Genomic DNA, 26,952 nt, shown 5'->3' with positions numbered 1-26,952 from the left:
ACTATCGCGGAGGGCCCGGCTTGACCAGCTTGGCCGCCAGAGCCGGGTCGGTCTCGCCGATGCCGAACGACGGGCACCACGCCGCCACCGGGCACGCGCCGCATGCCGGGCGCTGGGAGTGGCACACCCGCCGGCCGTGCCACACCAGATGGTGGCTGAGCATCGTCCAGTCCTTCTTCGGGATGAGCTCGCCCACCTCGTGCTCGACCTTGACCGGGTCGTCCGACGTCGTCCACCCGAACCGGCGCGCCAGCCGCCCGAAGTGCGTGTCCACCGTGATGCCCGGCACCCCGAACGCGTTGCCCAGCACCACGTTGGCCGTCTTGCGCCCGACGCCGGGCAACGTCACCAGGTCCGCGAGCCGGGGCGGGACCTCGCCGTCGAACCGCTCGACGAGCGCCCGCCCCAGCCCCATGACGGCACGGGTCTTGGCGCGGAAGAAGCCCAGCGGCTTGAGAAGCTCCTCGAGCTCCGCAGGGTCGGCCGACGCGTACGCCTCCGCGCTGGGGTAGCGCGCGAACAGCACCGGCGTCGTCGCGTTGACCCGCACGTCGGTCGTCTGTGCGCTGAGCACCGTCGCCACGAGCAGCTCGAGCGGCGTCGTGAAGTCGAGCTCCGCGCGGGCGTCTGGGTAGGTGAGTGCAAGCTCGCGGTCGATCCGCCGGGCGCGGCGCACGAGCGCCAGCCGGGACTCGCCCGTGGGGGTCGGATGCGGCTGCGTCGTCGTCGGCACGCTGGCAGCGTACCGACGCCCACCGACGTGCACCCAGTGCCACAGCGCCGCCAACGCCGTTCCACCGACGCCACGATCTCCCGCGAAACCGCCCGTGTGAGGCAAACTTGAGAACTGGAACACATTTTGGCCCGGACCGGTCGTGCGTGGACTACGCCCGCCGAACCCCGAGAACGTGAGGAAACTACGTGGACGACACCGTCCTGCTCTCCGCCCCCCTCTTCGCCGACATGGACGATGTCGAGTCGCGGGCCCTTCTCGAGACCATGGTCCCGGTCGAGCTCTCCCGCGGAGACGTGCTGTTCCGCGAGGGCGAGCCGGGGGACCGCCTGTACGTGATCGAGCAGGGCAAGATCAAGCTGGGCCGCCGCTCGAGCGACGGCCGCGAGAACCTGCTCTCGGTGCTCGGCCCCGGTGAGATGTTCGGCGAGCTCTCCCTGTTCGACCCGGGCCCCCGTACTGCGACGGCGTCGTCGGTCGCGGACTCCGTGGTCTACGAGCTGCGCCACCAGGCGCTGGTCGCGTGGGTCGGCCAGCACCCCAAGGTCGCCACCTACCTGCTGGGCGCGCTGGCCCGCCGCCTGCGCCGCACCAACGAGACGCTCGCCGACCTCGTGTTCTCCGACGTCCCCGGCCGCGTGGCCAAGGCGCTGCTCGACCTGTCGACCCGCTTCGGCGAGCCGTCGGACGAGGGCGTGCGGGTCGCCCACGACCTCACGCAGGAGGAGCTGGCCCAGCTCGTCGGTGCGAGCCGCGAGACGGTCAACAAGGCCCTCGCCGACTTCGCCTCCCGCGGCTGGGTGCGGCGGGAAGGTCGCGCCGTCGTCCTCCTGGACCTGGACCGCCTGGAGCGCCGCGCCCGCTGAGGGCCTTCGCACCGCAGACGACAAGGGCCTCCGAGGCCCTTGTCGTCTGCTCTTTCTCGGCTCTCCGCCGGGGTCCGCTACTGCTTGAGCTCCACGATCAGCTCGACCTCGACCGGGCTGTCCAGCGGCAGGACGGCGACGCCGACCGCGCTGCGCGCGTGCACGCCGGCCTCGCCGAAGATCTCGCCCAGCACGTTCGAGGCACCGTTGACCACGCCGGGCTGCCCGGTGAAGCCAAGGTCGGAGGCCACGAAGCCCACGACCTTGACCACGCGCGCGACGTCGTCGAGCGAGCCGATGAGCGCCTTCACGGCGGCCAGGGCGTTGAGCGCGCACTGCCGGGCGTAGCCCGCCGCTGCCTCGGGAGTCACGAGCCCGTCGGTGAGGCCGACCTTGCCCGCTTCGGGCAGGGCGCCGTCCACGAACGGGAGCTGCCCTGACGTGTAGACGTACGAGCCGCTGCGGACGGCCGGCACGTACACCGCGACCGGCGCGGCGACGTCGGGCAGCGTGATGCCCAGCTCGTCGAGCCGGGCGTCGATGTGGGACATCAGCGTTCGCCCGCCGGGCGCTTGAGGTAGGCCACCAGGCCGACCCCGTCCGGACCAGGCACCACCTGCACGAGCTCCCACCCGTCGGCTCCCCACTGGTCGAGGATCGCCTTGGTGTTGTGGATCAGCAGGGGGATCGTCGCGTACTCCCACGTCATCGCCATGCGCCCAACATAGCCGGGGCGCGCCCGTGCGCCGTGCCAGGACGGGCACAGGGGCCCTTCCACAGGACCTGCACATGGGATTCGGGCGACCGTTCGGCGACGCATCAGCCCAACCCCGTACGCTGGCAACCATGGCGAGCCGACGAATCGCGACATCGCACGAGCCGCGACGCATCACCCGGACGATGCCTGCGACGCAGCTCGTCGCGCTCCTCCTGGCCTTCGTGCTCGTGGCCGCCGCGGGCGGTGTGCTCGCCGCCGGGCTCGCGATTCCCTTCGCTGCGGGCGCGAGCGCCACGACCGACAAGACCTTCGCGGTGTTCGACGAGCTGCCCACCGAGCTGAAGCCCGGGCCGCTCTCGCAGGCGTCGACCGTGTACGCCGCGAACGGCCAGACGCTCGCGACCTTCTATGCACAGAACCGCATCGTTGTCCCGCTGGACAAGGTGTCGGAACCGATGCAGCACGCCGTCATCGCGATCGAGGACGAGCGCTTCTACGAGCATGGCGGCATCGACCTGCGCGGCATGCTGCGCGCGTTCGTCAACAACGCGATGCACCGGCCGATGCAGGGCGCGTCGACGCTCACCCAGCAGTACGTGAAGAACGTGCTCATCGACCAGGCCGAGCAGTCGGGTGACCCGTTCGGCGTCATCGAGGCGCGTGAAGACTCGCTGGCCCGGAAGGCCCGCGAGGCAAAGCTCGCGATCACGCTCGAGCAGACGATGACGAAGGACGAGATCCTCCAGGGATATCTCAACGTCGCCCAGTTCGGGAAGAACAACATCTACGGCGTCGAGACGGCAGCGCGGTACTACTTCGGCAAGTCGGCCAAGGACCTGACGGCGGTCGAGGCCGCCACGATCGCCGGCGTCACCAAGGCGCCGAGCAAGTTCGACCCGACCGTCGACCCGGCGCTCGCGCAGAAGCGCCGCGACGCCGTCCTCTACAAGATGTGGTCGCTCGGTTACATCTCCACCGACGAGTACACCCAGGCCAAGGCCACTTCGGTCAAGGACACCCTGCATGTCACGCCCGTGCCCACCGGCTGCCAGGCGGCGGGCGGCTCGGCCTTCTTCTGCGCCTACGTCATCTCGGAGATCAAGAACAGCCCCGAGTTCGGCAAGACCGAGGCGGACCGCCTCGCGCTGCTGTACCGCGGCGGCCTGAAGATCACGACGACGCTCGACCTGGCCAAGCAGACGGCCGCCCAGCAGATGGTCTCCCAGCACGTGCCCTACCCGAACAACGCGGGGCTCGAGTCGGCAATCGTCTCTGTCGAACCGGGGACCGGGAAGATCCTCGCGATGGCGCAGAACGTGCCGTTCGACCCGAGCAGCCACCCCGCCGAGGGGACGACGTCGGTGAACTACTCCGCCGACCCGCTGCACGGCGCGTCGAAGGGCTTCCAGCCCGGCTCGAACTTCAAGCCGTTCGTGCTGGCCGAGTGGCTGAAGGAAGGCCACACCCTCAACGAGGTCGTCAACGCGGACCACATGAAGCGACCGCAGGGCAGCTGGCACTCCTCGTGCTCGCGGTTCGGCGGCGAACCGTGGGGACCGGCCAACGCCGAGGGGAACATCGGCGGCAACATGTCGGTGCTCGAGGCCACCTACGACTCCGTCAACACCGCCTACGCGACCATGTCGACCAAGCTCGACCTGTGCGGGCTGCGGGACACCGCGTGGAGCATGGGCTTCCGCCCTACGACGAAGCCTCACGCCGTCACGCTGTACGACCCCACCAAGGAAGACATCTTCATCACGCCGTCGATGGTGATCGGCACGCAGACGACGTCGCCGGTCCAGCTCGCCGCGGCCTTCGGCACGCTCGCGAGCAACGGCACCTACTGCTCGCCGATCGCGATCAGCAAGGTGGTCACGCCGGCGGGCAAGAAGCTCCCGGTGCCGTCAGCGAACTGCGACCCCAACGCGCTGCCGGGCAACGTCGCGGCGACGGTGGTCTCTGCGCTCCAGAACGTGCTGACCCAGGGCACCGCCCGCGGCAACGAGCTCGCGGACGGGCGCGTTGCGGCGGGCAAGACGGGCACCAACCAGGGCTCGTCGCAGACGTGGTTCACCGGGTTCACGCCCCAGCTCGTGACCACCACGTGGGTTGGCGAGGCGTCAGGTGAGGTGAACCACTTCGACTTCGACTTCATGGGCCGATTCATCAAGACCCTCTACGGCAGCACCGTGGCCGCGCCGATGTGGAAGGACTACATGGACCTGGCCCTCGCCGGCGCCCCGCAGGTCGGCTTCCCGCCGGCCGACCCCGCGCTCGTGGGGACGCCGCCCCGGCAATACCCGCCTGCGGCCGGCAACGGCAACGGCAACGACGGCGGCCAGGGCAACGGCGGGGGCCAGACCGGTGGTGGTGGCCAGGGCAACGGAGGCGGCCAGGGGAACGGAGGCGGCCAGAACGGCAACCCTTTCCCCACCACGGCGCCCATCCTCCCGGGCCTGCCAAACATTCCCGCCACCGGTAACGGGGGCGGAAACTGAGCGCGCCCAGCGGGCGGCGCGCGCTGAGCCCCCTCGGCGGTGTTCTCGCCGCCGGCGTCGCAGGGCTCGCGTACGCGTACGTCGAGACCAAGCTCTTCACCGTCCGGCACGTGACCGTGCCCGTCCTGCCCGCCGGGCAGCCTGACGTGCGCGTGCTGCACGTCAGCGACCTCCACGTGATCCCCCGCAACCACCGCAAGCTGGAGTGGGTGCGATCGCTGGCGGAACTGCGCCCCGACCTCGTGGTGGACACCGGGGACAACCTGGCCCACCCGGGGGCCGTGGACCCGCTGCTCGACGCGCTCGAGCCGCTGCTGGCCACGACACCCGGCGTGTACGTCATGGGGTCCAACGACTACTGGGCGCCGAAGGCCAAGAACCCCGCGCGCTACCTGATGCCGGACTCGCGCAAGTTTCACCCGGAGCCGACGCCGCTGCCCTGGGACCGTCTCGTCGCCGGCTTCGCCGCAGCAGGGTGGAAGGACCTCGACAACCGCCGCGACGACGTCGAGCTCGCCGACGGGCGCGTGCTGACGTTCGTGGGGACCGACGACCCGCACCTGGATCTCGACAAGATGCCCGCGCGCCCCGACGGCGTCCCAGCCGCCGGCACGACGCGTGCCGACGCCGTGCTCCACGTCGGCGTGACGCACGCCCCGTACCAGCGGGTGCTCACCGACTTCCAGGCCGACGGCGCCGACCTGATCCTCGCCGGCCACACGCACGGTGGGCAGCTGTGCGTGCCCGGCTTCGGCGCGCTCGTGACCAACTGCGACATCGACCGTCGCCGGGCCTCCGGCCTGCACGGATGGCCGCGAGCGCGGCCCGACTCCCCCGGCGGTGGAGGCTCCACCTGGCTGCATGTCTCGGCCGGGGCGGGGACGTCGCCGTACACGCCGGTGCGCTTCGCGTGCCGCCCGGAAGCGACGCTGCTCACCCTCACGGCACGCTGAGGAACCCGTTTTCGTCCTTGGCCGATGCTCCGCTATGCTGAGCAGGCTTCACCGCGCAGTAGCGCGTGTGGGCAGTCCCTCGGGGTGTGGCGCAGCTTGGTAGCGCGCTTCGTTCGGGACGAAGAGGTCGCAGGTTCAAATCCTGTCACCCCGACCAGCCGAAAGGGCCGCTGACCTGGGCATTTGCTCAGGGCAGCGGCCCTTTCGCGTTCTCCGGAGAGACCTCTTCGCGGCCTCTGAATGTTCGACCGGGAGAAGCCAAGAACGGGCGCACCTGTCTGCTCGCCGTCGGCCCATTCGGGAAGGCCCCAGTTCGGCCGGTACGTGAAGCGGACGTCGGGCTCGCATCCACCTCGAAGAGCGGTGCGGCGACCACCCTCGGTCGTCGGGACGAAGTGAAGGTCGATCCCGACAGCGAGGGCGCGTACCTGATCCATCACTGCGCCTCCCGGCAGCCACGCCGCAGTCTCGCAGCGAGATGCATCGACACGGTTTGCGCTCAAGCGCTCCAGCGCGAAACCCCGAGAACGTCCAGAATCCGATGGCGACCAGTTACCCACCCTACGAACTGGCGGGGTGGTGTGCTGCTGTCCGCTGCCTCGCGGAGTCCACCAAGCAGCTGTCGCATCCCGCCTACCCGGCCATGCCGCGCCTCGGCGCGGTCGATGAACGGACAAAGCTCGATGCTCGGTGCGACGCTGAGGAAGAAGACCATCTGCCGCCACGCGTATGCAGCGTCCTTCACCGTCGCGAGTGGGCGCTCCTGGCGAGGAGCAAGCTCAAGTCGCGAGGCCACGCCCGCCAGGGCTGCCTCGGCCAGCTTTCGAGCCGCAACCTGTGCGGCGCGACGGAACTTGTCCGAGAAGCGGCCCATGAAGATGTCGGCGGCGAGCTCCTCGACCAAGGCCACATCGCTGCGGCCGGCGCCAAGCAGGTGGCTCAGTTCCTGGATCAGCGGGTCGGGCAGGATTGTGTCCGGGAAGTGGTCCAGCGCCAGCGCACCGACCCGCCGAGATACCGCGGCGGCCTCGTCCGCCACAGGCGTGCTGTGCACCTTTGCCGCTCGGACCCATGGCAGCTCGTCGAGCTGGACCTGCTTCTTGAGATCCAGGAGGAGGAGCGAGCGTCGCCGACGGAAGGCGCGGTAGTTCGATGATCGTCCAAATGCGCTATACTTGTGTACACAGTGATACACAAGGGGGTCGCCGTGACCGCAACCAAAGTGGGGATCAGGGAGTTCCGGGCGAGCCTTGCTGACTACATCGCCTCGGACACGCCAGTGGCGGTGACGCGGCACGGGCAGACGGTCGGGTTCTTCATCCCGGCGAAGGCGGACCTGTCGGCGGAGGTTGCCGCGCTGCAGTCGGCGGCGGCGACGCTGGACGCGCTGATCGAGGAGCAGGGTCTGGATGTCGAGGAGCTGATGGAGGACTTCAAGGCCGCTCGCCGTGAGGCGCGGCGGTAGTGGAGATCGATCGCAGCATCGTCCTGGACGCGAACATCCTCATGCGCGCCGTGCTCGGGAGGAAGGTCCGCCAGATCGTCACCGAGCACGCAGGGCACGTCGCGTTCTACGCCCCTCGGGTCGCGTACGACGACGCGCGCCGGTCGCCCCTTCGCACGAAGAGGTCGTCCGTTGCCGGTGCTTCGCCGAGACCGTTCGCCGGCCCGTTGACCAGCGAGGACGCTTTCGCCAGAGGGCGTGTTGCAGCGCCGAGCACGTTGGTTGGCCGGTCGCCCGCTCGCTGCTGTCCGGCCTGTCTCGACTGCCCTGAGCCAGGTGATGTGCCAGAGATCCAGGCCAACTGATGTGCGACACCCGCCCACCGTTTGGCGCCCGTCAGTGGCTAGAAATCCTCTTGGCGAATGCCGAGGCGAGCCCACTCGGCTTCCACGTGCTCGCGGGGAATCCAGTCGATCTCGTAGCGACCGGCGCGGCCTCCGTCCCGGCCCACCTCCCACTCGAAGGAACCTGCGCGCATCTCGGCTACGTAGGTCCATGGCGGGTAGTCCTCGACTGCGCGTTCCTTCATGCCGTCATCCCACACGACCACGAGCCAGACCCATGGCCTGGGCTTGAACGGGGAGAAGAGGGAGCGAAAGGTTCCCAGCGAGGTTGCCACGTGGCCCACCGGCGCACCGTCCCGACGCAGCACCGCAAGGCCCTGCAGGAACTGTTCCATGCCCGAGCCAAAGTCATGCTCTGCGGACTGACCCCGAATGGGAGGTTCCGGCTCCTCCTCGTCCATCGCTTCTGGCTCGGGCCGAACGCCGGTGACGGCCTCAGCAACGTCAAACCACCGCGGCTCGCCGACGGACATCGTTGCCTGGCACACGATGCTCGTGTGACGCGAACCGTCCCGCAGGCGGAACCGCAGACCCCACGGTGTGGGGCGCAGCTCGACGACGTCCAGACGACTGAACCTGATCCGCCGGAACGGTCCCTGGAGCGTGACCAGATAATCGGTGACGTCGATGAAGGCCGGAACGCCAGCAGAACGATGCCGCAGGCCAACGCGCCCAACGTGACCCAACCGTCCCTGATCTCGCCTGGGTTCATCTCCCCGAGCCGGACGAAGTGGATCGTCGAGAACTGCTGCGCCAGGAGGCCGAGCCAGAGCAGGACCGCGAGGGTTCGAATCCAGGCCCGTGCACGCCAGTGTCGTTGCACGAGCGGATCCTCCTGCCTGGGATTAGTCACGCGGATGGAAGTATGGGACACCGAAGCTCGCCGGCGTACATCAGTTGGCGTGACGATGTTGCACGCATCTCATGGCGCAGGACAGCGGCTCGCGGCGCAGGTGGTCGAAGTCGCCCTTACCGCCGCCGCGTCCAGGATGACCGAGCACCAGTCGACCAGGCCGCCCCGAGCCGGCCAGGGCCGGCGAGACCCCGAGCGAGTTCGGCAACATCCGCCACGCACACCCGCTGGTCAGCACGTACACGATCGCGGGAAACACCGCCCGCGCGCTCACCGCCCTGCGGTGGGAGCTCGAACGCCGGCAGCTCCGGGGCGACCAGCTCCCCGAGCTTGGACGTCGCAACCGCACTGCATGTCCAGTCAGAAGCCGTGAGGCGTCTGAGCGGCGGGCTATGGTCGCCGGACGAGCGTCAGGCTGTATACGGCAGGCGGCGGGCTGACCCGGCGCGCCAGGCGAGGAGTCCCGCTCCGGCAACCATGACCGCCCACCCCCATCCGTTGGGCTGCGGACGCCCGCTCGACGGGCAGGGCGTGAATCCCCCGTCGTCTCGGGCAAAGGCCTCGGGGGACATGGCACCGACCTGGGTCGTGATGACCCCTGCGGGGACGCTGACGGGGGCTTCGTCCGATCCGAAGTAGCAGCCGTTCGACACCGAGGCCTCGGCGCCGCGCGGCACGGGCTCGGTCAACGGCACGGCTTGGGTGAACCCTGGCGGGACGTCGCCGAGCGTGACCGTTCCGTTCCAGGCCGGTGCCGAGTCCGGGTCTCGACTGATCTGCCAGAGCACCGTTGACGAGCCGTCGGCATCGTCCGCGGTGGAAAGCTCGATGATGGACGTCCCGGACGCGGAGACCGGGCCGACACGCAGGATCGGCTCCCCGTCCGGCGCCGATGACCAGCCCAGCAGCGGAACGGCTGGGTCGCACGGCACGAAGGCACAGAACCCGCCCGTCGCAGGCGCGACCGCGATGACGAGACCTGCGAGCAACAGGACCGCACCCAACCACGCGATCCCGCGAAGCCGACGCCGTTGGGGCGGTACCCACAGCGGCGGAGCCGACGGAAGACTGCCGGGCGCGTCCATAGCCCACAGCCTGGCAGGGGTACCAGCCCACCTGCGCACCGCCGTGCGGGCGCGCCACGCGACGATGGTCGCTCGCCCACCCATCGCCTGTCGCGAGAGGTTGGATAGTCACAGATTCAGTGTGTTTCACGCGTCGCTCGAAGGAAGAGGTGTTCATGGCCCAGACACGAACGCTCGGCCCTGCGCTGGGTCAGGTGATCGAGGAGCTCGAGCTCGACCAGCCCATCGTGGTGACGACCGCCGACGTCGCCGGCATCGCGGCGCGGCGCGGGATCAAGACCCCGGCGAGCGAGATCGCACGTCGTCTTCGGCTCTCGGGCTGGCTGCTTCCCACGGGACAGCGGGGCGTGTACGAGTTCGCCCCGGGAGCTCACGCGGGGGCGGCATCGACGAGGCCCTCGCCGACCTCGTCGACCGGGCCGACCACGCCGTTCTCGCCGTCGAGCGCGGGGCCACCGACGCCGCAACCCGCACACGCCTCGGCTACCTGCTACGTGACGTCGACACCGCCACGCTCGACCTCGCGGGCCTAGGCGTGAACAGGTCGCAGCACACCGTCTGGCTGGGCCGACGCGTCAAGGGTGGACGCTACGACGCCCGCTGGAACGTCCTGGACACCAGGAACGTCAACGCCACCGCTCGCAAGAAGGACTGACTTCGTGCCGATCACTCCCGGCCTCCTGGCCCGCCACACCCCGAAGGGTCCCCAGGTCGCCCTGCCGCGCTGATCGACATCGCCCAGGACCTCCTGCTCGCGCACCTGGTCGACGCGGAAGTGTTCGACCTGCTGGTCTTCAAGGGTGGCACGGCGCTGCGCAAGACGTTCGCCGGACCCGCTGGCCGGTTCAGCACCGACCTCGACTTCTCCTTGCGCCACCCCGACGCCGACCGGCAGAGGCCCCGCCGGCGCTCGAGTCAGGCTTGGGCAGGGGTCAGGGCTCGCCTTGGACCTCGAGCAGCTCACCGACGGCACAGCCGAGCGCGTCGCAGATCGCCGTCAACGTAGAGAACCGGATCGCTTTGGCGCGGTCGTTCTTGAGCACCGAGAGGTTCACCACGCTCAGCCCGACCTTCTCCGACAGCTCCACGAGCGTCATGCCGCGCTCGGCCAGGAGTACGTCGAGGCGCGAGTGGACGCGGTGCGCGGCTTCTTCTCCCACTGCTACACCAGCCCCTCGACGTCGTCGCGCATCCGCACGCCTTCACGGAACACCTGAGCTAGCGCGAGGACGACGAGCCCGACCCACAGGGGCAGGAAGGAGAAGCTGAATGCGGCCTGCAGGATGCCGTCTGCGGCCGAGCGCGCGACGATCCGGGCGTTGAGCCAGTGCTCCGCGAACTGGATCACGCTCCCACAGGTCGCCACGAGCACGCCGATCAGAGCGACCCGTCGCGCGTTCGCGCGGGTGAAGACGTCGTCGGCCGCTATCGAACCGACCAGCCGCCACAGCAGCAGCAGGACCACCAGTGCCAAGACTCCCCATGCGACGACAGGTGCCGCAAGGCTCGCTCGGTCAACCGCGCCGGCGCCCCACAACGACATCCGCGCGTCCCCGAACCCCCACTCGACTGGCGGCAGACCGGTGAAGGCGTCCTTCGTGCCGTCGGCGGACGCGTCCGACCACGGGAAGAGGTTCGGACCGACGGTGCCGTAGCGCTCCTGATCGGACTGCACCGCGGTGTCGCCCTGGATCGCCGCGACCCGATCGCCGAGCCCACGGCCACCGACGACGGGCACCGACGCGACGTGCTGCGGCCACGGCACACGGACGAGGTCGGCGTAGGACGGCCCGAGCGAACCCCAGAGGTTCAGAACGAGCACCCACGCCGCCGCAGCGAGCACCAGGACCCGCAGCACGCACACGCTGATGCGTGCCGACTGCTGCGCCGTCGCCGTCCTGTGGATCCTCTCCAGGGCCATCGCCACTCCTCTATAACGATTGTCGTTGTGTCGCAAGAGAGAGAGTGGCACAACGATAATCGTTAGGGCAAGGGGTGGGTCCGCTCACCAGACGCACCACGGTGGGCTGGTCCAGACGCAGACCGCTATCCGGCCGTCCGCCCGGTCGCGGTCCCCGCCTGCTCGAGCCAGGTCTCGGCGAGGACGGCATGCCCGCGCGCCGTGGGATGCACGCCGTCCGCGGCGAGCTCGGCGGCGTTCCCCGCGCCGGCGGGGCGCGCATCGGCGTGCACGACGACCGCGGACGTCTCGGCCGCGAGGCGACGCACGACGGCGATCTTCTCGTCCAGGTCCTCGCGCCAGGCGGCCTGCGCGGCGCTGATTCGGACGTAGCCGTCGCCGAGCCCCGTCGGGTCGTCACGGCGCCCGCAGTCGGTCACGCTGTCGCCGACGAACAGGACTGTCGGGGTGGTCATGTCGTCGGGTCACTCTCCTCGTGTCGAGGTCCGGCCTGCCGGTCCGCCTCGAGCGTGGCGACGACGTCCGGGTCGGGCTCGGGCACGTCGAGCGGAATCGAGCCGCCGCGCAGGGACGCCGTCGCGAGCGCGGCCGCGGCGACCGCCTCGCGGGCGGCGACCGGCGAGAGAGCGACGGGTTCGCCCAGCGCGACGTGCCGGACGTACTCGACCATGGTGGCCAGGTCCGCGTCCTCGTGCCCCGCCGCGACGCCCTCGATGGGGTACTCGCGGTCCCCCTCGGCGCTCCACGACCGGCGGCGGTCCGGGTAGACGGCGATGCCCGCCTCCAGCAGGTCCGCCGCCACGCCGGCGTGCGTGTCGTCCGGGGTCGCCACGACGACGGCGTCCACGGCCCCGCTCGCGGCGAGGGCGGCGTGGCTCGCGAACGAGCGCACCCCGGCGCCGAACATCGCCCGGCCTCGCGCGACGTCGTCGGGCGCGGGGTCGGCCACGGCGGTGACCCGCGCGCCGACCCCGGCCGCCCCGACGTGGCGCGCGATCTGCGCGCGCTCCCCGACCCCGACGACGCCGACGCCGACGCCCAGGTCAGCCGCGGTGCACGACCGCGCCGGTCGCGGCCGACCGCTGCGCGTCCAGCACGAGCCGAAGTGTGCGCAGGCCCACCTCGCCGTCGGGCTGGGGCCGCGTTCCGGCGCGGACGGCCGCGAGGAAGTGGTCGAGCATCGCGCGGTCCAGGTCGGTGCTGAGGTACAGCCACGCCTCCCCGCCGCCGGCCGTCCCGGTGACGTGAGCGCCGAACGGGTCGATGTCGACGACGCCGTCGCTGCCCACCGCCTGCAGCGTCAGGCCGCCCCAGTTGGGCGCCGCGTCCGGGTGGCTCCACGAGGAGTCGATGCTCAACGTCGTCCCGCCGGCGTACGTGGCGCTCACGAGGGCGCCCGTCTCGGCCCGCACCCGCGGGTCGTCGGCGTGCAGGATGCGGTTCGTCACCGCGCGCACCGCGACGGCCTCCCGGCCGTCGAGCAGCGCGTCGACGAGGTCCGCGACGTGCACGACGTGGTCGAAGAGCGCGCCGCCGCCGGCCAGCTCGGGGTCGACGAACCAGGGGCGCCCGCCGACGGGGATCTTGCCGTTGTTCGTGCCGACGAGGGCCAGGAGGTCGCCCAGCACCCCGGCCTCGACGTTCCTGCGCAGGGTCTCGAACTCCGGGCTGAACCGGACCGGGTACGCCATCATGAGGAACACCCCGGCCGCACGGCACGCGTCGACCATCGCCTGCCCGTCCTCCAGGGTGGTGGCCAGCGGCTTCTCGCACAGCACATGCGCCCCGGCCGCCGCCGCGGAGGTCACGAGGTCGCGATGCCGCGCGTTCTCGCTGCAGACGACGACGGCGTCGGGGCCCCAGGCCAGCGCCTCCTCGTAGGAGTCGACGTACGCGACGCCCAGCTCGTCGGCGAGCCTGCGCCCGCGCAGCGGGCCGTCGCCAGCGGTGTCGCCGTCCGGGTCGGTGGTGAGCAGCTCGACCCCTGGCCAGCTCGCGAGCAGAGGCGCGTACGCCTCCGCGTGGGAGTGTGCGAACGAGAGCAGCGCGACCTTCACGGCGCGCTCGTGCCCGACGGCGGTCATGCGTTCCTCCCGGCGGTGGCGGCGACCGTGGCGGTCGTCAGCTCGGCGGCGCGGGCGGCGGTGTCGACCGCGACCACTTCGCCCGTGGCGATCGAGGTCAGGGCGGCGCAGGCGAGCTCGACAGCCAGCGCGCCATCGACGGCGCTCACTCGCGGCGCGGGACCGCCGTCGAAGGCGTTCGCGAACTCGCGCAGCTCGGCCAGGTAGGGGCTCTCGCCGCCGGCCGCGGCGGGCCGCGGCTCGCCGCCGGGGGTCGCGGGCCCGAGGTCGAGGCGGACCCCGTGCGCGTCCGCCGAGTCGTATCGCAGCGTGCCGCCGTCGCCGGAGACGTGGAAGCCCGTCCGGAATGTCAGGTGCGGCGGCCCCCACACGCCGGTGACAAGGCTCACCGCGCCGGACGAGTGGGTCAGCGTGACGTGCGCGGACTGACGCCCGTCGTCCCGCGCCGGCGTGCGGGTGGCATAGACCCCGACGACCTCGCCGGCGACCCATCGCGCGACGTCGAGGTCATGGATCATCTGGTCCATGACGATCCCGCCCGACTGCTCCTCCTCGGCGAACCAGGGCGACCAGGACGGGAACACCCCGCTGCGCATGAACCGCAGGACGGCGGGCCGCCCGATACGCCCCTCGGCGACGGCGTACCGCATCGCGGCGTACTCCGGGAAGTAGCGGACCACGTGCGCCGGGTAGAGCCTGCCGCTCGACAGCCCGGCGGTCCGCACCAGCTCGGCTGCCTGCTCCGGGGTCCGCGCGAGCGGCTTCTCGCACACCACGTGCTTGCCCGCCTCGAGCGCCTGGAGCGCGTAGGCGTGGTGGCTCGGCGTCGGCGTGAGCACGCCGACGACGTCGCTCCGGTCCAGCAGCTCGTCGAACGACGCGGCGACGGCGGCGCCGTGCCGCGACGCCAGCCCCGCGGCGCCGGCCTCGCTGTAGATCGAGATCTCTGCCCCGAGCTCCTCCCAGGCGGCGGCGTGCGCGACCGCGATGCCCCCTGCCCCGACAAGCCCCACTCTGGTGGTCAACCGACTCTCCTCAGCTCTGTGTGAACGTGCCCGACGAGGCCGGGCTGGGCGCCACGGCGTCCGCGCGGCCTACCGGAACGGGGTCCGTGCCTGCCCCGGCCGGGATCGCCTCGACCAGCCGCCGGGTGATGCGCTCGGGGTCCGTGACGGCCGAGCCGACCACCACCGCGTGGGCGCCCGCAGCGAACGCCGCCGCGACGGCGTCCCGGTCCCACACGCCGCCCTCGACGATCACCGGCACAGGCAGCTCGTGCGCAAGCTGCGAGGCCAGGTCGAGGGCGGGAGGGACGACGTGCCGGGTGCCCTCGGTGTACCCGGCCATGGTCGTCGCCACGGCGTCGGCGCCGGCCCGGACGGCGTCGGCTGCCTCGTCGAGGGTTGCGCAGTCGGCGAGGACGGCGACGCCGCGCGCGTGGCAGGCGCGGACGATCTCCTCGAACGTCTCGGCGGGCCGGCCTTCGCGGGCCGCGTGGGCCGCGACGATGTCCGCCCCGGCGTCGACGAGGGCGAGCGCGTCGGCGACCGTCGGCGTGATGTAGACGGCGTCCCCGACCGTGAGGTTCTTGGTGATCCCGATGATCGGCAGGGCGGTGCGCGCGCGCAGCAGCCCGACGACGTCGGCGGACGCCACCCGGAACGCCGCGGCGCCCCCGAGCTCGGCCGCGAGCGCGATCCGGACGAGGGTGTCCGGGTCGTCGAGCGGGCCGCCGTTCCGGTGGGTCTGAGCGGAGACGACGAGGCCTCGGGCGAGGCTGGCAAGGATCTCGGCTCGGGGTCGCCGTCCATGTCGGGACTGCTGGTTCGATCTCACGGCTTTGGTATATACCATTCATCTCGATAGTGCAAAGAAAGGCATCCCATGGGCCGCGGACGACCCGCTCAGTCGCGGCGGACGGCGAACCTCAGCGAGTACCGGTCGGCCCGGTAGGTCGTCACCGCGAACTCGACCGCGCCACCGCGGGCGTCGTACGAGGTGCGCGTGGCGCGCAGCGCGGCCGAGAACGAGGGCACGGCGAGCATCGCCGCCTCGCGCTCGTCCAGCACGGTGGCCTCGATCAGCTGCTCCGCCCGTGCGGGCTCCAGGCCGTAGCGTCGGGACAGGAGGCCGTACAGGGAGCCCGTGAGGTCTTCGTCCTCGATGCCGGGGACGAGCGCGGCGGCGAGCGAGCAGACCTCGAGGCACATCGGCTCGCCGTCGGCCATGCGCAGCCGGCGAACGGTAACGACTAGGTCCCTAGGGCTCAGGTGGAGGCTTCGGCCGATCTCGTCCCCGGCAGGGCCGTGCGACACCTCGAGGACCTGCGAGCTGGGCGTGCGGCCGCGCGCGCGGATGTCCTCCGAGAACGACGTCAGGCGCAGCGACTTGGCGATCGACGGGCCGACCGTGTACGTGCCGCCACCTTGGATCCGGTAGACCAGGCCGTCCGACTCGAGCTCGTCGATCGCGCGGCGCACGGTGACCCGCGTGACCGCGAAGTCCTGCGCCAGCACGCGCTCGGGAGGCAGCGTGCTGCCTGCCGGCTTTCCGTCGACGTAGTCGTGCAGCAAGGAGTCCTTGATCTGCAGGTACTTGGAGCGCTCCGGCTTGGTCGGGGCAACCGGGTCATCCGTCGTCATGACGCCAGCATAAAGGTCTACACCACCGGCGGCGAGGATTGCGGCCGAGTCGCGCGGCGCTCATCCGACCCGCCCGCGTGCCGTCACGAGGCTCGCGGCGCCGATGACGTTCCCGTGCCGCAGCCCCGCCGCGGGCAGGACGGGTACCGAGCGCGGGCCGGGCAGGGTGTGGGCCACCACCTCGCGCCGCACGGCGTCGAGCAGGATCGGGCCCGCGTGCACCACACCGCCGCCGAGGACGACGACGTGCGGGTCGAGCAGGTTCATCGTCCCCGCGAGAGCGCGCCCGATCGTCGCGCCCGCCTCGGACAGCGCGCCGCGCGCGAGCGCGGAGCCGGCACGGGCCGCGGCGACGACGTCCTCGAGCCGCCGCGCCTCGCCGCCCTGCTCGCGGAACCGCGCCACGATCGCCGGGCCCGACGCGTGGGCCTCCAGGTGGTCGACGCCCCCGCACGGGCACGGACGCGCCTCGCCGCCCCCCACGGGCACGTGCCCGATCGAGCCCGCGGTGCCCGTCCGCCCGACGACGACGTCACCGTCGCGCACGTACGCGCCGCCGATCCCGGTACCGACCGCCACGACGAGCGCACTCGGCTCCCCCGCCGCGGCCCCGGACCGGACCTCGCCGAGGGCCAGGGCGTGCACGTCGTTGACCACCCGGACCGGCAGCCCGGTCGCCGACGCCAGCGCCGTGGCGACGTCGGTGCCGGCCCAGCCCGGCAGGGCGCCCGTGGCGTGCGTGACGACGCCGCTCGGGTCGATCACCCCCGCCACCCCGGCGCCGCAACCCACCAGCTCGGCGCCGCGGCCGCGGGCCCACGCGACCAGGTCCGCGGCGACGTCGCACAGGGTGCCGAGCACCGCGTGGGGCCCCGCGGCGGCGGGGGTCGGCCGCACGACGTGGTGCACCACCTCGCCGTGCAGGTCGACCACGCCGCCCGCCGTCTTGGTACCGCCGAGGTCGACGCCGACGGCGACCCGCATCAGCCCGCCCGTCCGGCGGGGAGCCGCAGGTCGAAGTCGACCTCGAACGACCGGTGCCACGGCAGGCGCACGTCCTCCAGCCGGGTGCCGTGCGCGAACGTCGCCAGCAGCGCCTCGAGCCCCCGGCGCGTCTGCTCGAGGTAGCCGGCCTCGGCCGCGCCGGCGGCGGGGTCCCGCCCCGTGCGCGGGTCGACGTCGCCGGTCAGCCCGGTCCGCACGACCGCCTGGTAGCCCCAGTCCTCGAGCACGCGGTGGACGAGCAGCCGTCGCTGGGCCGTCGCGTCGAACGTGCCGGCCCGCTTGCCGATCACGCTGGCGCGCAGCGCCCCGACGACGGACCCGATCGTGTTGCCGGCCGTGTTCCAGCCGCCGTAGGCCGCCAGCCCGCCGAGCAGCCCCTCGTCGCGCAGCTGCTCGACGAGGGCCGGGTCGGCCCCGTTGGCGTACCGCACGTCGGCCACGCCAACCTCGGCGCCAGAGTCGAGCGCCGCCCGCACCGCCTCGACGGTCGCCTTGACCGGCCCGACCCACCGATCCTCGGGCAGGTCCCCACGCCAGTCGCCGCGGTCCGGGTCCGGCGCGTGCACCACGAGGACGGCGTCCGCCGTTCCGGCGACGACGATGCTTCCCGAGGCCCTGACCTGCGACGACGCCCCCTCGCCGATCGGAGAGTTCTCGTAGAGGGCGACGCGCTCGAGGCCCGAAGGATCCGCGCACGACAGCCGGATGCGCACCGGGTCCGGGTGCAGGAGGCCCAGGGCCCGGGACACCAGGACGGTGTCGACCTCGTCGGCGCCCGCGTGGACCACGACCGAGCGCTCGTCGGGCTGCAGGGCCTGGACCCAGTGGTCGAGCCAGACCTGCTCCAGCGATCCGGCCGACCGGGTCGCGGTGTCGTCCGCCGTGATCAGGAGGGGGTCCACGACGCCCGCGGCGGCGAGCTCCACCGCGGCGAGGTTGGCCGCGTGGTTGCGCAGCCGCCGCCGCAGGAAGTCGCTGCGGACCTCGGCGGGGACGGCGCGGGCCTGCGCGCCGCGCGGCGTCGCCGGCCGGCCGAGGAACCTGCGGTGCAGCTCCCCGCCGAGCGCGTGCAGGTCGCGCCCGTGCTGCGTCCAGTAGGCCGGCTCCTCGTCGGCGATGTACGAGTCGCTCGCGCGCATGACGACGGAGACCGCCGCGACGGGCATGCGCGGGCGGGCGGCGCGGATCGTCCGCAGCGTCTGCGTCCGGGCGAGGATCGCCGCCAGGTCGTCGTCGCTGAGCCGGGAGGCAATCAGCCCGCCGTGCAGCAGCATCTCGAGCGAGACCACGGCGGCGTCGGTGCGCGCGTCGAGGCACTGCTCGGTCAGCCAGCCCCCGAGCGCCTCGACGTCGCCGCGCTCGCGCATGCGCGGCAGCGAGCCCTCGGGCGGCACCACGACCGTCGCGCCCGCGACGGCGGCGACGGCCGCGGGCAGCCGCACGTTCACGGGCCGCTCGTCGAGCGGAAGCAGCGCAATCTGCATGGTCGTCGTCTCCCTCACGCTTCCTGCGTCGTCCCGGCCGGACCGTCGAGGTCCAGCCACACCGTCGTGTCCGGGCCGAGCGACCCGTCGTGGAGCCCGCGGACGTCGCTGGCCAGCAGCACCGTCGCGCGGGGCAGTGCCACCGGCGCGGTGCCGAAGTTCGTCACCGAGCACCAGCCCCCGGGCCTGCGGAAGGCCACCACGCCGTCACCGAGCTCGAGCCAGTCCAGGCGCGCGTCGGCCTGGAGCCGACGGCGCAGCGCGAGCGCGCGCCGGTACAGGTGGAGCGTCGATGCCGGGTCCTGCTCCTGGAGGTCCACCGCGTAGTGACGGAACCAGTCGGGCTGCGGCAGGTGCGCGCCACCACTGCCGAACCCGAACGACGACCCGTCCTTCGTCCACGGCAGCGGCACGCGGCAGCCGTCCCGCCCGATCTCCTTGCCACCCTTGCGCCAGAAGACCGGGTCCTGACGTTGCTCGTCGGGCACCATGACCTCGGGCAGGCCGAGCTCCTCACCCTGGTACAGGTAGGCCGACCCGGGCAGCGCCAGCGCGAGCATCGTCGCCGCCCGCGCACGGCGCAGGCCCAGGTCGCGGTCCTCGGCCGGGTGCGCGCCCCGGCTGAGCAGCCAGTCGTTCTCGTCCCCGCCACCCACGAGCCCGTAGCGCGTGGCGTGCCGCACGACGTCGTGGTTGGAGAAGACCCAGGTGGCGGGCACGCCCGCACGCTCGGCCAGGGCGTAGCTCTCCTCGATGATGCGGCGGAACACGGCCGAGTCCCACGTGCCTCGCAGCAGGTCGAAGCCGAACGCCTGGTCCAGCCCCCCGGACGCGGTGTACCGCAGTCGCCGGTCCGGCGTCACCCACGCCTCGGCGACGGCCATCAGCGGCGGGTCGTACTCGTCGAACACCGCTCGCCACTCGCGGTAGACGTCCTGGACGTCGTCGCGGTCGAACAGCGGGTGGTCGCCCACCGGGAACGTGCCGGGCGTGTCCAGCTCCTGCTGCGTCGGCAGGTCGGCCTCGAGCCGCTTGGTCAGGCCGTTGGCCACGTCCACGCGGAACCCGTCGACGCCTCGGTCACCCCAGAACCTCAGCACGTCCCGGAAGTACGCGTGCACGGCCGGGTTGGCCCAGTTCCAGTCGGGCTGCTCCTTGGTGAACAGGTGCAGGTACCACTGCCCGTCGGGCACCTGGGTCCAGGCCGGGTCGCCCATGAGCGACGACCACTCCGCCGGCGGCAGCTCGCCGTGCTCCCCGCGTCCGTCGCGGAAGACGTACAGGTCGCGCTCGGGCGACCCGGGCCCGGCGGCCACGGCCGCCCGGAACTTCTCGTGCCGGTCCGACGAGTGGTTGGGCACCAGGTCGACGAGCACGCGGATGCCGTGCGCGTGCAGGGCCGCCACGAGGCGGTCGAGCTCGTCGAGCGTGCCGATGCGCGGGTCCACGTCCATGTAGTCGTCGACGTCGTACCCGCCGTCCACCAGGGCGGACGGGTAGAACGGGCTGAGCCACACGGCGTCGATCCCGAGCGCGACCAGGTGGTCGAGGCGCGCGAGGATGCCCGCGAGGTCGCCGATGCCGTCGCCGTTCCCGTCGGCGAAGCTGCGCGGGTAGACCTGGTAGACGACGGCCTGCCGCCACCACGCCTCCGTCGTCGCGGTCTCGGTCGTCTTGGTCCCGCTCATCGCGTGACCGCCTTGGTCCGCTCCAGGTGCACCATCGTCAGCCTCTCGGGAAAGAGCGCGGGGATCTGCACCCCGTGCCGGGACAGGACGCTGCCGGGAAGGGTGATCCCGTCAGCCCACCACGGGGGCACGGTGCGCCCCATGAGCTTGTCGACGCGCGCAGCCAGCGGCACGGGCCGGACGTCGTACTCGGCGTCCGGGTCGAGGCCGGGCAGGCGCACCAGCCCGGGCCGGGCGTACTCGGACGTCGCGAGGCAGACGAAGGAGAAGACGGCCTCGCCCCGGTCCCGCGCGACGACCCCGTGGACCTGCAGCGACGGGTCGCCGTGGTCGACGGTGTGGAACCGGCCGGTGTGGAGCAGCTCCTGATGGCGCCGGTACAGGGCAATCCATGCCCGCAGCGCCGCGCGCTCGTCCTCGTCCGCGTGCCGCAGGTCGCGCTCGACGCCGAACGAGCCGAAGAACGCCGTCCCCGCGCGCATCTCGAGCTCCTGCGTGCGGCCGGTAGCGGTCGCCCACGCGGCGCCGACGTGCGACCCGATGAGCTCGGGCGGCAGCAGCAGCCGCGTCCAGCGCTCGATCTGCTGGCGCTCCAGGGCATCGATCGCATCGCTGGCCCAGACCCGGTCCGTGCGCTGCAGGATACCCAGGTCCACCCGGGCGCCCCCGGACGCGCAGGACTCGATCTCGAGCCGCGGGTGGCGCGCGCGCAGGGTGTCGATCAGCCGGTAGACCGCGAGCGTCTGCTCGTGCACACCCGCGGTCCGGAGCGTGCCGTGCCCGGGCGAGACCAGGTCGCGGTTGTGGTCCCACTTGACGAAGTCGATGCCGTACTCGGTGATGATCGCGTCCATCCGGCCGAGCACGAAGGCGTAGGCCTCGGGGTCGGTCAGGTCCAGAACCTGCTGATGACGCGCCTCGGGCGGCAGCGCTCCGCCCGGACCGAGGATCCACCCGGGGTGGGCACGGGCCAGGTCGGAGTCCGGGTTGACCATCTCCGGCTCGAACCACAGCCCGAACTGCATCTCGCGCTCGCGCACGTGCTCGACGAGCGGGTGCAGCCCGTCGGGCCAGACGCCCTCGTCGACGTACCAGTCGCCGAGCCCCGCGGTGTCGTCCCGGCGGCCGCGGAACCACCCGTCGTCGAGCACGAACCGCTCGATGCCGACGTCGGCGGCCGCGTCGACGAGCTCGCGCAGGGTGTCGGCGTCCTGGTCGAAGTACACCGCCTCCCAGGTGTTGAGCAGCACCGGGCGCTCGGCGCTCGGGTGCCCCGGGCGCGCACGCAGGAAGTCGTGGAACCGCCAGGACAAGGCGTTGAGGCCCGTGCCCCACGCGCCATGGACGGTCGGCGACCGGTACGTCTCCCCCGGGCCGAGCCCGAGCTCCCCCGGCAGGAGCAGCTCGCCGCCGGCCAGGATCCCCTGGCCCTCCGCGCTCCGCTCGGCCAGGGTCCGGTGGTTGCCGCTCCACGCGACATGCACGCCCCAGACCTCGCCGGACTCGAACGAGAAGCCCGGGGTGCCGGCGAGCAGGAGCATCGTCGCGTCGGCACCGGTCCGGCCGCGGCGGTTCTCCCGCAGATGCGTGCCCTGGGTGAAGCGGTGCCGCTGCGGCGCCCGCTCCCGCAGGTGGCGGCCGGTGAAGTCGAGGATCTCCGTGGCCTGCGTCGGCACCGGCAGCGCGAGCAGCAGCTCCTCGAGCCGGTAGGCCTCGGCCGCGTCCTCGTTGGTCAGCGCCGCGTCCAGCGACACGAGGCCCGACGGCGCGAGCGCGATCGTGAGCGTGAGCGACAGGGCCGCCTCGTCGTCGCGCGCGCGGACGACGAGCCGCTGCGCGCCGTCGCTCGCCGTGTCGAGGTCGACGCCGTTCGTCACGAACGCGGGCGCGAACGCGCGGCCGTCGCGGTGCCCGGAGAGGCCCGGGGTGCCGAGCCAGCCGCGGTGCGCCTCCGGCAGCACCGCCAGCGGCACGACCTGGTCCACCGGGCCCGAGACGACAGGTGGGACCGACGCCGTCGCGACACCCCGCACGCTCACCGGGTCGAGGTCACCGAGGTCCGCACCCCAGTGCACGACCCGGGGCAGGCCCCCGCCCGCCTCGACGACGAGCGACACGCCGCCCGCGCGCAGGTGGACGACGTCGTCGGTCCCCGCCGTCACCGCATGCCTCGCTCGGAGGCGTAGGTGAGGAACGCGGTGCACGTGCCGAGGCTCTCGCCCAGGCGGGACGCCACCGCGTCCGCGACGTGGCCGGCGGCGCGCTCGCGCTCGACGTCGGCCCCGAGGGCGGCGAGCTGACGCAGCGCCGCGGTGATCTGCCCCTCGGTCGGGTGTGTGCCCAGGGCCGACTTCACGGCGGCGAGCCCTTGCAGGTACGCCTTGGCGTCGTTCGACGAGATGCCGCCGCGCGGGAGGTACGAGCCCGCGATGTTCTCCGCCGCGTCGTCGATCATGGCGCGGGTCGCCTCGATCGGGTGGACGCCGGGCGAGACGGCCGCCTCACGCCACGGGCCGCTCGACAGCGCGGTCACGTGCGCCGGGCCGGCCTGCCCCCAGGAGAAGATCACGGTGCCCTGGTCGAGGTCGTGCGCCGCCTGCGTCTGCTCCACGGTGCGGTCGGCGCCGAGCCGCTCGTACATCGCGCTCAGGCCGGTGTAGACGAGCTGCCCGCCCGTCATGGTGTCCTCGATGCCCGCCACCCGCTGGTGGATCGAGTCGAGGTTGGCCGTGTAGGCCTGCGGGACGACCACGTCGAGCGCGTCGTTCCACTGGCCGATCTTGTCGTTCTCCGTGCCCACCTCGGGAGCGTCGGACACGACGGCCGCCGGCGCGGCCTTCTTGACGTCGCGGGCGATGTCGGCGACGAGGCGGTTCTCCTCGCCGTTCACGAACGTCGCCCAAGCGCCCCAGGCGTCGGCGTCGGCGTCGCGCGAGAGCGTCACGGGGTCGATCCCGGTCCGCGCCTCGTAGGCGCCGCGCGAGTCGTCGGAGAAGTTGTACGAGTCCTCGACGTTGCCGTTGTCCCAGTAGCGCATGTAGTCGAGGTCGAGCCCCGCGAGGTGGTACTTGCCGACCATCTCGGCGGTGACGTCGACGAGGTACTGCCGGGCCACCGGGTCGGTGACGTCGAGCATGTAGAACCCGTTGTACGACGCCGTCGCGGTGGTGGTGCCCGCATGCTTGCGGTCGGCGGCGAGCCACTCCGGGTGCAGCTGGACGATGGGCCCGACGCCGTCGCCGAGCTCGTTGCCGACCTGCAGGCCGTCGATCCAGGCGTGGAGCTCGATGCCGTCCTTGTCCGCTGCGGCCTTCCACGCGGCGAGCGAGTCGAACCCGGCGAACTCCGGGCGGACCGCCGGCAGGCCGTGCGCCGCGGCGACCGCGCTGGGGTAGATGGTGTAGCCGCCGGAGAGCGTCTCGAGGTAGACCTCGTTGACCCCCGTCCGCTTCATCGCGTCCACGGTGGCCTGGATCGCCGCAGGGCTCGCCTCCACGGGGCGGTACCAGACGCCGCGCGACTCGGCGACGCGCGACGGCGTGGACGCGTAGCTCGCCGCGCGGGCGGCCGCAGCGGCCTGGTCGGCGTAGTACAGCGCGGCCTGATCGTCGGTGCCCTGCGCGGCACGCGCCTTGTCCAGGAGCGCCTGCGCCTGGTCGAGCGCGGAGCCGGCGGTGGTGAAGTCGGCGTCGGCGAACGCGTCGTAGCGAGAGCTGACGGTCGCGGCGACGGAGGCGACGCCGCGCGCCGCGTTGTCGATGGAGGTGCCGACGTCGCTGCTGATGTGGACGGTCCCGTCCGCGATCTCGACGCTCGCGCCGACGACGGCGTTCGCGCGCAGCCAGGTGTCCGCCAGGCCGTTGCCGCTCAGCACGTACCCGTCCTGCGGGATCGCGGTGGACGCCGCGCCGAGCGCGGTGATGATGCCGCCCTGGACGACGGCCTCGGAACCCCACTCGTTGGTCCCGGTCGTCTCGCCGAACGCGGACGTGTACTGGATGAGCTGGTCCTGGCCGCGGTACCCGGGGAACGGGGCGCCGTCGGGGTTGGACCGCGGCGTCGGGTCGGTGGCGGCCAGCGCGTGCGACCCGTCGAGCGACGTCGGGCGCACCACCATGACCTCGTCGCCGGCCGCGAGGTGGTCGGTGACCCACGCGACGGGGTCCGGGTCCCCGGCCGGGCCGCCGCTGATCACGAGCCCGTCGGCGGGGATCTGCTGGTTGCCGGCGGCGGCGCCGTCGACCCCGGCGGTCACCACCTTGAGGACGCGGTACGTGTTCGGCGCCCCGGTGGCCTCGAGGACCGCCTCCGCGCCCCACTGGTTCGTGAACGTCGAGAACCCGTAGTCCGGGGTGTACTCGACGAGCATCCCCGCGCCCCGCCCCGTGTTCACCGCGTCGATCGCCCACCGGGTGCCGTCGGCGGCGACGACCGTCGTGCGGTCGACGGTCTCGCCCTGCGCCGCGGCCGGTGCGGCGACCGCCCCGCCCCCCGCCGCGGTCAGTGCGACGGCCGCCACGGTCGCCGCCCAGAGCGAGACGACCCTCGTCCCCCGCCGGCTGTTGCTTCGTCTGAACTTCATGACAACATCGCTCCTTTCGTCGACTCTGACTTGGTGACGACAGCGAGCGCGAGGAAGCGACGTCGCTCCTCCGCCTCGTTGAAGACCTGGATCGGGTGGGCTCAGCCCTTGATCGCGCCGGCGTCCACGCCCTTGAAGAACTGCTTCTGGAGGACCAGGAAGAACACGACGATCGGGATGAAGGCGATCATCGTCCCCGCCGCGATCACCCTCGGGTTCGAGGAGAACGCGCCGGACAGGTACTGCAGGCCGACCGTGAGCGTGAACCGCTCCGGCGTCGTGAGGACGAGCAGCGGCCACAGGAAGTCGTCCCAGGCCGCGATGAACGCGAACACCGAGATGACCGCGACCATGCCACGGGCGTTCGGCAGGCCGACCCGCCAGAACCGCTGCCACACGTTGGCGCCGTCCACCAGCGCCGCTTCGTCGAGCTCCTTCGGGACGGCCATGAACGCGGCGCGCATGAGCAGGATGTTGATCATGCCCACCATGCCGGGCAGGGCGACGCCGAGCAGATGGTCCGAGAGCCCGAACGATCGGACCGTCAGGTACTGCGCGACGATCGTGGACTCGGCCGGCAGCAGCATCGTGCCGAAGATCGCGGCCAGGACCACCCCCCGACCCCGGAAGCGCAGCCGGGCGAGCGCGTAGCCGGCCATCGTGCACCCGATCACGTTGCCCCCGACGACGAGGACCGCGACGAGCACGGAGTTGAGCGCGAACTGCAGGATCGGGACCTTCGTCGCCGCCTCCACGAAGTTCGCGAAGGTCGGGTCGCGCGGGATGAGCTGCGGGGTCGCGCTGTAGACGTCGTCCGCCGGGCCCTTGAGGGACGTCGACAGCTGCCACAGGAACGGGCCGACCGTCAGGGCCAGCACCAGGACCAGCAGGACGTAGCGGACCACGAGCTCGCGCGTCTGCACGGAGGAGAAGCCGCGGTGGAACGTGCGCTCGGCGGGGGCGGTGACGGCGGCCATCAGTCGACCTTCCGCTGGATGCGTGCGATGACGAGCAGGGGAATCAGCGTGACGAAGAAGAGCATCACGGACAGCGCCGACGCGTAGCCGAGGTTGCCGTTGAACCCGCTGGCGTACATCTGGATGAGCATGACGGGCGAGACGTTCTTCCCGCCGATGCCCCCGGCGCCGTTGGTCAGGATGTACAGCTCCGAGAACACCCGTAGTGCCCCGATGACGATCAGGATGCCGACGAGGAACATGGTGCCGCGCACGCCGGGGACGGTCACGGTCCAGAACCGCCGCCAGGCTCCGGCGCCGTCGACGGCCGCCGCCTCGTGCAGCTCGCGTGGCACGCTGCCGAGCGCGGACAGGTAGACGACCATGTAGTAGCCGAGGCCCTTCCAGATCGTCAGGCTCATGGCGCTGAACAGCAGCAGCCAGCGGTCCGTGAGGAACGGGATCGACCTCGTCACGAGGCCGAGGCTGTGCGCGATCCCGTTGATGGCCCCCCGGTCGTCGAGCATCCAGCTCCAGATGAGCCCGACGACGACGGCCGACGCGACGACCGGCGTGTAGAACATGGTCCGGAAGAACCCGATCGCCGGGATCTTCTTCTCGACCAGGATGGCCAGGGCCAGCGGGAGGAGGAGCAGGAACGGCAGGCAGACGGCGAGGTAGACCAGCACGTTGACCAGCGCGACGCCCACCTGCTCGTCGTGAAGCATGCGCGTGAAGTTCGCCAGCCCCACGAACGTGCCGCCCGAGAGCATCTTGGCGTTCGTGAACGACAGCACGACGGTGTTGACCGCCGGCACGACGTTGAACGTCACCAGGAAGAACATCGCCGGCAAGCACAGCAGCCACGGCGAGAACCAGCCGTGCGTGCGGATGGGCGACCGCGCCCGCGGGACGGCGGTTCCCGCGCGGTCCCGGCCCGCGGCCTTCACCGGGCCCTTCGTCACCTCGGCAGTGGCGCTCATCTGGTCTCCTCGTTGAGATGGGACGTGTGCGTCGGCGGGCGGGGCGGGGC

28 protein-coding genes and 1 tRNA gene are annotated in these 26,952 nt (G+C 72.0%); 8 read left to right on the top strand and 21 right to left on the bottom strand.

What is annotated here, in order from left to right; genetic code table 11:
- Position 1: 1 nt before the first annotated feature.
- Positions 2–733: an endonuclease III gene (gene nth / locus ACO4JP_RS03125; protein WP_425955936.1), complete on the bottom strand. Its 732-nt coding sequence runs from the start codon at positions 731–733 to the stop codon at positions 2–4.
- 188 nt (positions 734–921) lie between these two features.
- On the opposite strand from nth, the gene ACO4JP_RS03120 reads away from it, so the two are divergent.
- Positions 922–1,599, top strand: coding sequence for a Crp/Fnr family transcriptional regulator (locus ACO4JP_RS03120; protein WP_425955935.1), 678 nt, complete (start codon positions 922–924; stop codon positions 1,597–1,599).
- A 77-nt stretch (positions 1,600–1,676) separates the two neighbouring features.
- Here the strand turns inward: ACO4JP_RS03120 and ACO4JP_RS03115 are convergent, their stop codons facing one another.
- Both ACO4JP_RS03115 and ACO4JP_RS03110 read right to left on the bottom strand, forming a co-directional pair.
- Positions 1,677–2,150, bottom strand: coding sequence for a RidA family protein (locus tag ACO4JP_RS03115; protein WP_425955934.1), 474 nt, complete (start codon positions 2,148–2,150; stop codon positions 1,677–1,679).
- Complete coding sequence (locus ACO4JP_RS03110) at positions 2,150–2,314, bottom strand: hypothetical protein (protein WP_425955933.1); 165 nt, start codon at positions 2,312–2,314, stop codon at positions 2,150–2,152. The genes ACO4JP_RS03115 and ACO4JP_RS03110 overlap by 1 nt, the downstream gene beginning before the upstream one ends.
- 131 nt (positions 2,315–2,445) lie before the next feature.
- Between ACO4JP_RS03110 and ACO4JP_RS03105 the strand changes: the two genes are divergently transcribed.
- The 3 genes from ACO4JP_RS03105 (at position 2,446) to ACO4JP_RS03095 (ending at position 5,928) form a co-directional block, all read left to right on the top strand.
- The gene (locus tag ACO4JP_RS03105; protein ID WP_425955932.1) at positions 2,446–4,818 is read left to right on the top strand and encodes a transglycosylase domain-containing protein; all 2,373 of its coding nucleotides are present in this window, start codon (positions 2,446–2,448) and stop codon (positions 4,816–4,818) included.
- Positions 4,815–5,771 carry a metallophosphoesterase gene (locus ACO4JP_RS03100; RefSeq protein WP_425957040.1) on the top strand — a complete coding sequence of 319 codons (957 nt, stop codon included), beginning with the start codon at positions 4,815–4,817 and terminating at the stop codon, positions 5,769–5,771. Before ACO4JP_RS03105 ends, ACO4JP_RS03100 begins: the two co-directional genes overlap by 4 nt.
- Positions 5,772–5,851: 80 nt before the next feature.
- Positions 5,852–5,928, top strand: a tRNA-Pro gene (locus tag ACO4JP_RS03095).
- 342 nt (positions 5,929–6,270) lie between these two features.
- On the opposite strand, the gene ACO4JP_RS03090 is transcribed toward ACO4JP_RS03095, so the two are convergent.
- Positions 6,271–6,810, bottom strand: a complete 540-nt coding sequence (locus ACO4JP_RS03090) for a hypothetical protein (RefSeq protein WP_425955931.1) — start codon at positions 6,808–6,810, stop codon at positions 6,271–6,273.
- Between the two features lie 168 nt (positions 6,811–6,978).
- Here ACO4JP_RS03090 and ACO4JP_RS03085 point away from each other — a divergent pair, with 168 nt between their 5' ends.
- Positions 6,979–7,236: a type II toxin-antitoxin system Phd/YefM family antitoxin gene (locus ACO4JP_RS03085; protein ID WP_425955930.1), complete on the top strand. Its 258-nt coding sequence runs from the start codon at positions 6,979–6,981 to the stop codon at positions 7,234–7,236.
- Positions 7,236–7,580: a PIN domain-containing protein gene (locus tag ACO4JP_RS03080; RefSeq protein WP_425955929.1), complete on the top strand. Its 345-nt coding sequence runs from the start codon at positions 7,236–7,238 to the stop codon at positions 7,578–7,580. The genes ACO4JP_RS03085 and ACO4JP_RS03080 overlap by 1 nt, the downstream gene beginning before the upstream one ends.
- A 38-nt stretch (positions 7,581–7,618) precedes the next feature.
- On the opposite strand, the gene ACO4JP_RS03075 is transcribed toward ACO4JP_RS03080, so the two are convergent.
- A complete protein-coding gene (locus ACO4JP_RS03075; RefSeq protein ID WP_425955928.1) occupies positions 7,619–8,305 on the bottom strand; it encodes a hypothetical protein in 687 nt (228 codons plus the stop codon).
- 577 nt (positions 8,306–8,882) lie between these two features.
- Positions 8,883–9,404 (bottom strand): hypothetical protein, encoded by a 522-nt coding sequence (locus ACO4JP_RS03070; RefSeq protein WP_425955927.1) that lies wholly within the window; start codon positions 9,402–9,404, stop codon positions 8,883–8,885.
- 308 nt (positions 9,405–9,712) lie between these two features.
- Between ACO4JP_RS03070 and ACO4JP_RS03065 the strand changes: the two genes are divergently transcribed.
- Both ACO4JP_RS03065 and ACO4JP_RS03060 read left to right on the top strand, forming a co-directional pair.
- Positions 9,713–10,090: a type IV toxin-antitoxin system AbiEi family antitoxin domain-containing protein gene (locus ACO4JP_RS03065; RefSeq protein ID WP_425955926.1), complete on the top strand. Its 378-nt coding sequence runs from the start codon at positions 9,713–9,715 to the stop codon at positions 10,088–10,090.
- A 191-nt stretch (positions 10,091–10,281) separates the two neighbouring features.
- The gene (locus ACO4JP_RS03060; RefSeq protein ID WP_425957039.1) at positions 10,282–10,563 is read left to right on the top strand and encodes a nucleotidyl transferase AbiEii/AbiGii toxin family protein; all 282 of its coding nucleotides are present in this window, start codon (positions 10,282–10,284) and stop codon (positions 10,561–10,563) included.
- Here the strand turns inward: ACO4JP_RS03060 and ACO4JP_RS03055 are convergent.
- The 15 genes from ACO4JP_RS03055 to ACO4JP_RS02985 all read right to left on the bottom strand — a co-directional run bounded on the left by ACO4JP_RS03055 (position 10,490) and on the right by ACO4JP_RS02985 (position 26,902).
- Positions 10,490–10,717 carry a helix-turn-helix domain-containing protein gene (locus ACO4JP_RS03055; protein ID WP_425955925.1) on the bottom strand — a complete coding sequence of 76 codons (228 nt, stop codon included), beginning with the start codon at positions 10,715–10,717 and terminating at the stop codon, positions 10,490–10,492. The genes ACO4JP_RS03060 and ACO4JP_RS03055 overlap by 74 nt on opposite strands.
- 2 nt (positions 10,718–10,719) lie before the next feature.
- Entirely contained in the window at positions 10,720–11,529 is an 810-nt protein-coding gene (locus ACO4JP_RS03050; RefSeq protein ID WP_425955924.1) for a DUF2975 domain-containing protein, read from the bottom strand.
- A gap of 74 nt (positions 11,530–11,603) precedes the next feature.
- Positions 11,604–11,933: a hypothetical protein gene (locus tag ACO4JP_RS03045; protein WP_425955923.1), complete on the bottom strand. Its 330-nt coding sequence runs from the start codon at positions 11,931–11,933 to the stop codon at positions 11,604–11,606.
- On the bottom strand, positions 11,930–12,520 hold the full coding sequence (locus tag ACO4JP_RS03040) for a Gfo/Idh/MocA family oxidoreductase (protein WP_425957038.1): 591 nt from the start codon (positions 12,518–12,520) through the stop codon (positions 11,930–11,932). The genes ACO4JP_RS03045 and ACO4JP_RS03040 overlap by 4 nt, the downstream gene beginning before the upstream one ends.
- 1 nt (position 12,521) lies before the next feature.
- Positions 12,522–13,562 (bottom strand): Gfo/Idh/MocA family protein, encoded by a 1,041-nt coding sequence (locus ACO4JP_RS03035; RefSeq protein ID WP_425955922.1) that lies wholly within the window; start codon positions 13,560–13,562, stop codon positions 12,522–12,524.
- Positions 13,559–14,587: a Gfo/Idh/MocA family protein gene (locus ACO4JP_RS03030; protein WP_425955921.1), complete on the bottom strand. Its 1,029-nt coding sequence runs from the start codon at positions 14,585–14,587 to the stop codon at positions 13,559–13,561. Before ACO4JP_RS03030 ends, ACO4JP_RS03035 begins: the two co-directional genes overlap by 4 nt.
- A gap of 10 nt (positions 14,588–14,597) precedes the next feature.
- Positions 14,598–15,398, bottom strand: coding sequence for an N-acetylmannosamine-6-phosphate 2-epimerase (locus tag ACO4JP_RS03025; protein ID WP_425955920.1), 801 nt, complete (start codon positions 15,396–15,398; stop codon positions 14,598–14,600).
- Between the two features lie 68 nt (positions 15,399–15,466).
- Positions 15,467–16,204, bottom strand: coding sequence for a GntR family transcriptional regulator (locus tag ACO4JP_RS03020; protein WP_425955919.1), 738 nt, complete (start codon positions 16,202–16,204; stop codon positions 15,467–15,469).
- 60 nt (positions 16,205–16,264) lie between these two features.
- Positions 16,265–17,188 carry an ROK family protein gene (locus ACO4JP_RS03015; protein WP_425955918.1) on the bottom strand — a complete coding sequence of 308 codons (924 nt, stop codon included), beginning with the start codon at positions 17,186–17,188 and terminating at the stop codon, positions 16,265–16,267.
- Positions 17,188–18,711 carry a DUF4127 family protein gene (locus tag ACO4JP_RS03010; RefSeq protein ID WP_425955917.1) on the bottom strand — a complete coding sequence of 508 codons (1,524 nt, stop codon included), beginning with the start codon at positions 18,709–18,711 and terminating at the stop codon, positions 17,188–17,190. Before ACO4JP_RS03010 ends, ACO4JP_RS03015 begins: the two co-directional genes overlap by 1 nt.
- Positions 18,708–20,381, bottom strand: a complete 1,674-nt coding sequence (locus ACO4JP_RS03005) for a glycoside hydrolase family 13 protein (RefSeq protein WP_425955916.1) — start codon at positions 20,379–20,381, stop codon at positions 18,708–18,710. Before ACO4JP_RS03005 ends, ACO4JP_RS03010 begins: the two co-directional genes overlap by 4 nt.
- Positions 20,378–22,543 carry an alpha-galactosidase gene (locus tag ACO4JP_RS03000; protein WP_425955915.1) on the bottom strand — a complete coding sequence of 722 codons (2,166 nt, stop codon included), beginning with the start codon at positions 22,541–22,543 and terminating at the stop codon, positions 20,378–20,380. The genes ACO4JP_RS03005 and ACO4JP_RS03000 overlap by 4 nt, the downstream gene beginning before the upstream one ends.
- Positions 22,540–24,963, bottom strand: a complete 2,424-nt coding sequence (locus tag ACO4JP_RS02995; RefSeq protein ID WP_425955914.1) for a glycoside hydrolase family 10 protein — start codon at positions 24,961–24,963, stop codon at positions 22,540–22,542. The genes ACO4JP_RS03000 and ACO4JP_RS02995 overlap by 4 nt, the downstream gene beginning before the upstream one ends.
- A 101-nt stretch (positions 24,964–25,064) precedes the next feature.
- The gene (locus tag ACO4JP_RS02990; protein WP_425955913.1) at positions 25,065–25,940 is read right to left on the bottom strand and encodes a carbohydrate ABC transporter permease; all 876 of its coding nucleotides are present in this window, start codon (positions 25,938–25,940) and stop codon (positions 25,065–25,067) included.
- On the bottom strand, positions 25,940–26,902 hold the full coding sequence (locus ACO4JP_RS02985; protein WP_425955912.1) for a carbohydrate ABC transporter permease: 963 nt from the start codon (positions 26,900–26,902) through the stop codon (positions 25,940–25,942). Before ACO4JP_RS02985 ends, ACO4JP_RS02990 begins: the two co-directional genes overlap by 1 nt.
- Between the last annotated feature and the right edge of the window lie 50 nt (positions 26,903–26,952).

Origin of the sequence: Xylanimonas sp. McL0601, assembly GCF_049852175.1 — a bacterium.
Classification (GTDB): domain Bacteria; phylum Actinomycetota; class Actinomycetes; order Actinomycetales; family Cellulomonadaceae; genus Xylanimonas.
The sequence above is the reverse complement of the archived record's forward strand: the minus strand, read 5'-3'. Positions and strand labels throughout refer to the sequence as shown.

What these genes read in the sequence shown, in the direction of transcription:
- ACO4JP_RS03115 (WP_425955934.1), bottom strand. Translation starts at nt 2,150, where the DNA reads ATGTCCCACATCGACGCCCGGCTCGACGAGCTGGGCATCACGCTGCCC.
- ACO4JP_RS03110 (WP_425955933.1), bottom strand. Translation starts at nt 2,314, where the DNA reads ATGGCGATGACGTGGGAGTACGCGACGATCCCCCTGCTGATCCACAAC.
- ACO4JP_RS03105 (WP_425955932.1), top strand. Translation starts at nt 2,446, where the DNA reads ATGGCGAGCCGACGAATCGCGACATCGCACGAGCCGCGACGCATCACC.
- ACO4JP_RS03065 (WP_425955926.1), top strand. Translation starts at nt 9,713, where the DNA reads ATGGCCCAGACACGAACGCTCGGCCCTGCGCTGGGTCAGGTGATCGAG.
- ACO4JP_RS03045 (WP_425955923.1), bottom strand. Translation starts at nt 11,933, where the DNA reads ATGACCACCCCGACAGTCCTGTTCGTCGGCGACAGCGTGACCGACTGC.
- ACO4JP_RS03035 (WP_425955922.1), bottom strand. Translation starts at nt 13,562, where the DNA reads ATGACCGCCGTCGGGCACGAGCGCGCCGTGAAGGTCGCGCTGCTCTCG.
- ACO4JP_RS03020 (WP_425955919.1), bottom strand. Translation starts at nt 16,204, where the DNA reads ATGACGACGGATGACCCGGTTGCCCCGACCAAGCCGGAGCGCTCCAAG.
- ACO4JP_RS03015 (WP_425955918.1), bottom strand. Translation starts at nt 17,188, where the DNA reads ATGCGGGTCGCCGTCGGCGTCGACCTCGGCGGTACCAAGACGGCGGGC.
- ACO4JP_RS03005 (WP_425955916.1), bottom strand. Translation starts at nt 20,381, where the DNA reads ATGAGCGGGACCAAGACGACCGAGACCGCGACGACGGAGGCGTGGTGG.
- ACO4JP_RS02995 (WP_425955914.1), bottom strand. Translation starts at nt 24,963, where the DNA reads ATGAAGTTCAGACGAAGCAACAGCCGGCGGGGGACGAGGGTCGTCTCG.
- ACO4JP_RS02990 (WP_425955913.1), bottom strand. Translation starts at nt 25,940, where the DNA reads ATGGCCGCCGTCACCGCCCCCGCCGAGCGCACGTTCCACCGCGGCTTC.
- ACO4JP_RS02985 (WP_425955912.1), bottom strand. Translation starts at nt 26,902, where the DNA reads ATGAGCGCCACTGCCGAGGTGACGAAGGGCCCGGTGAAGGCCGCGGGC.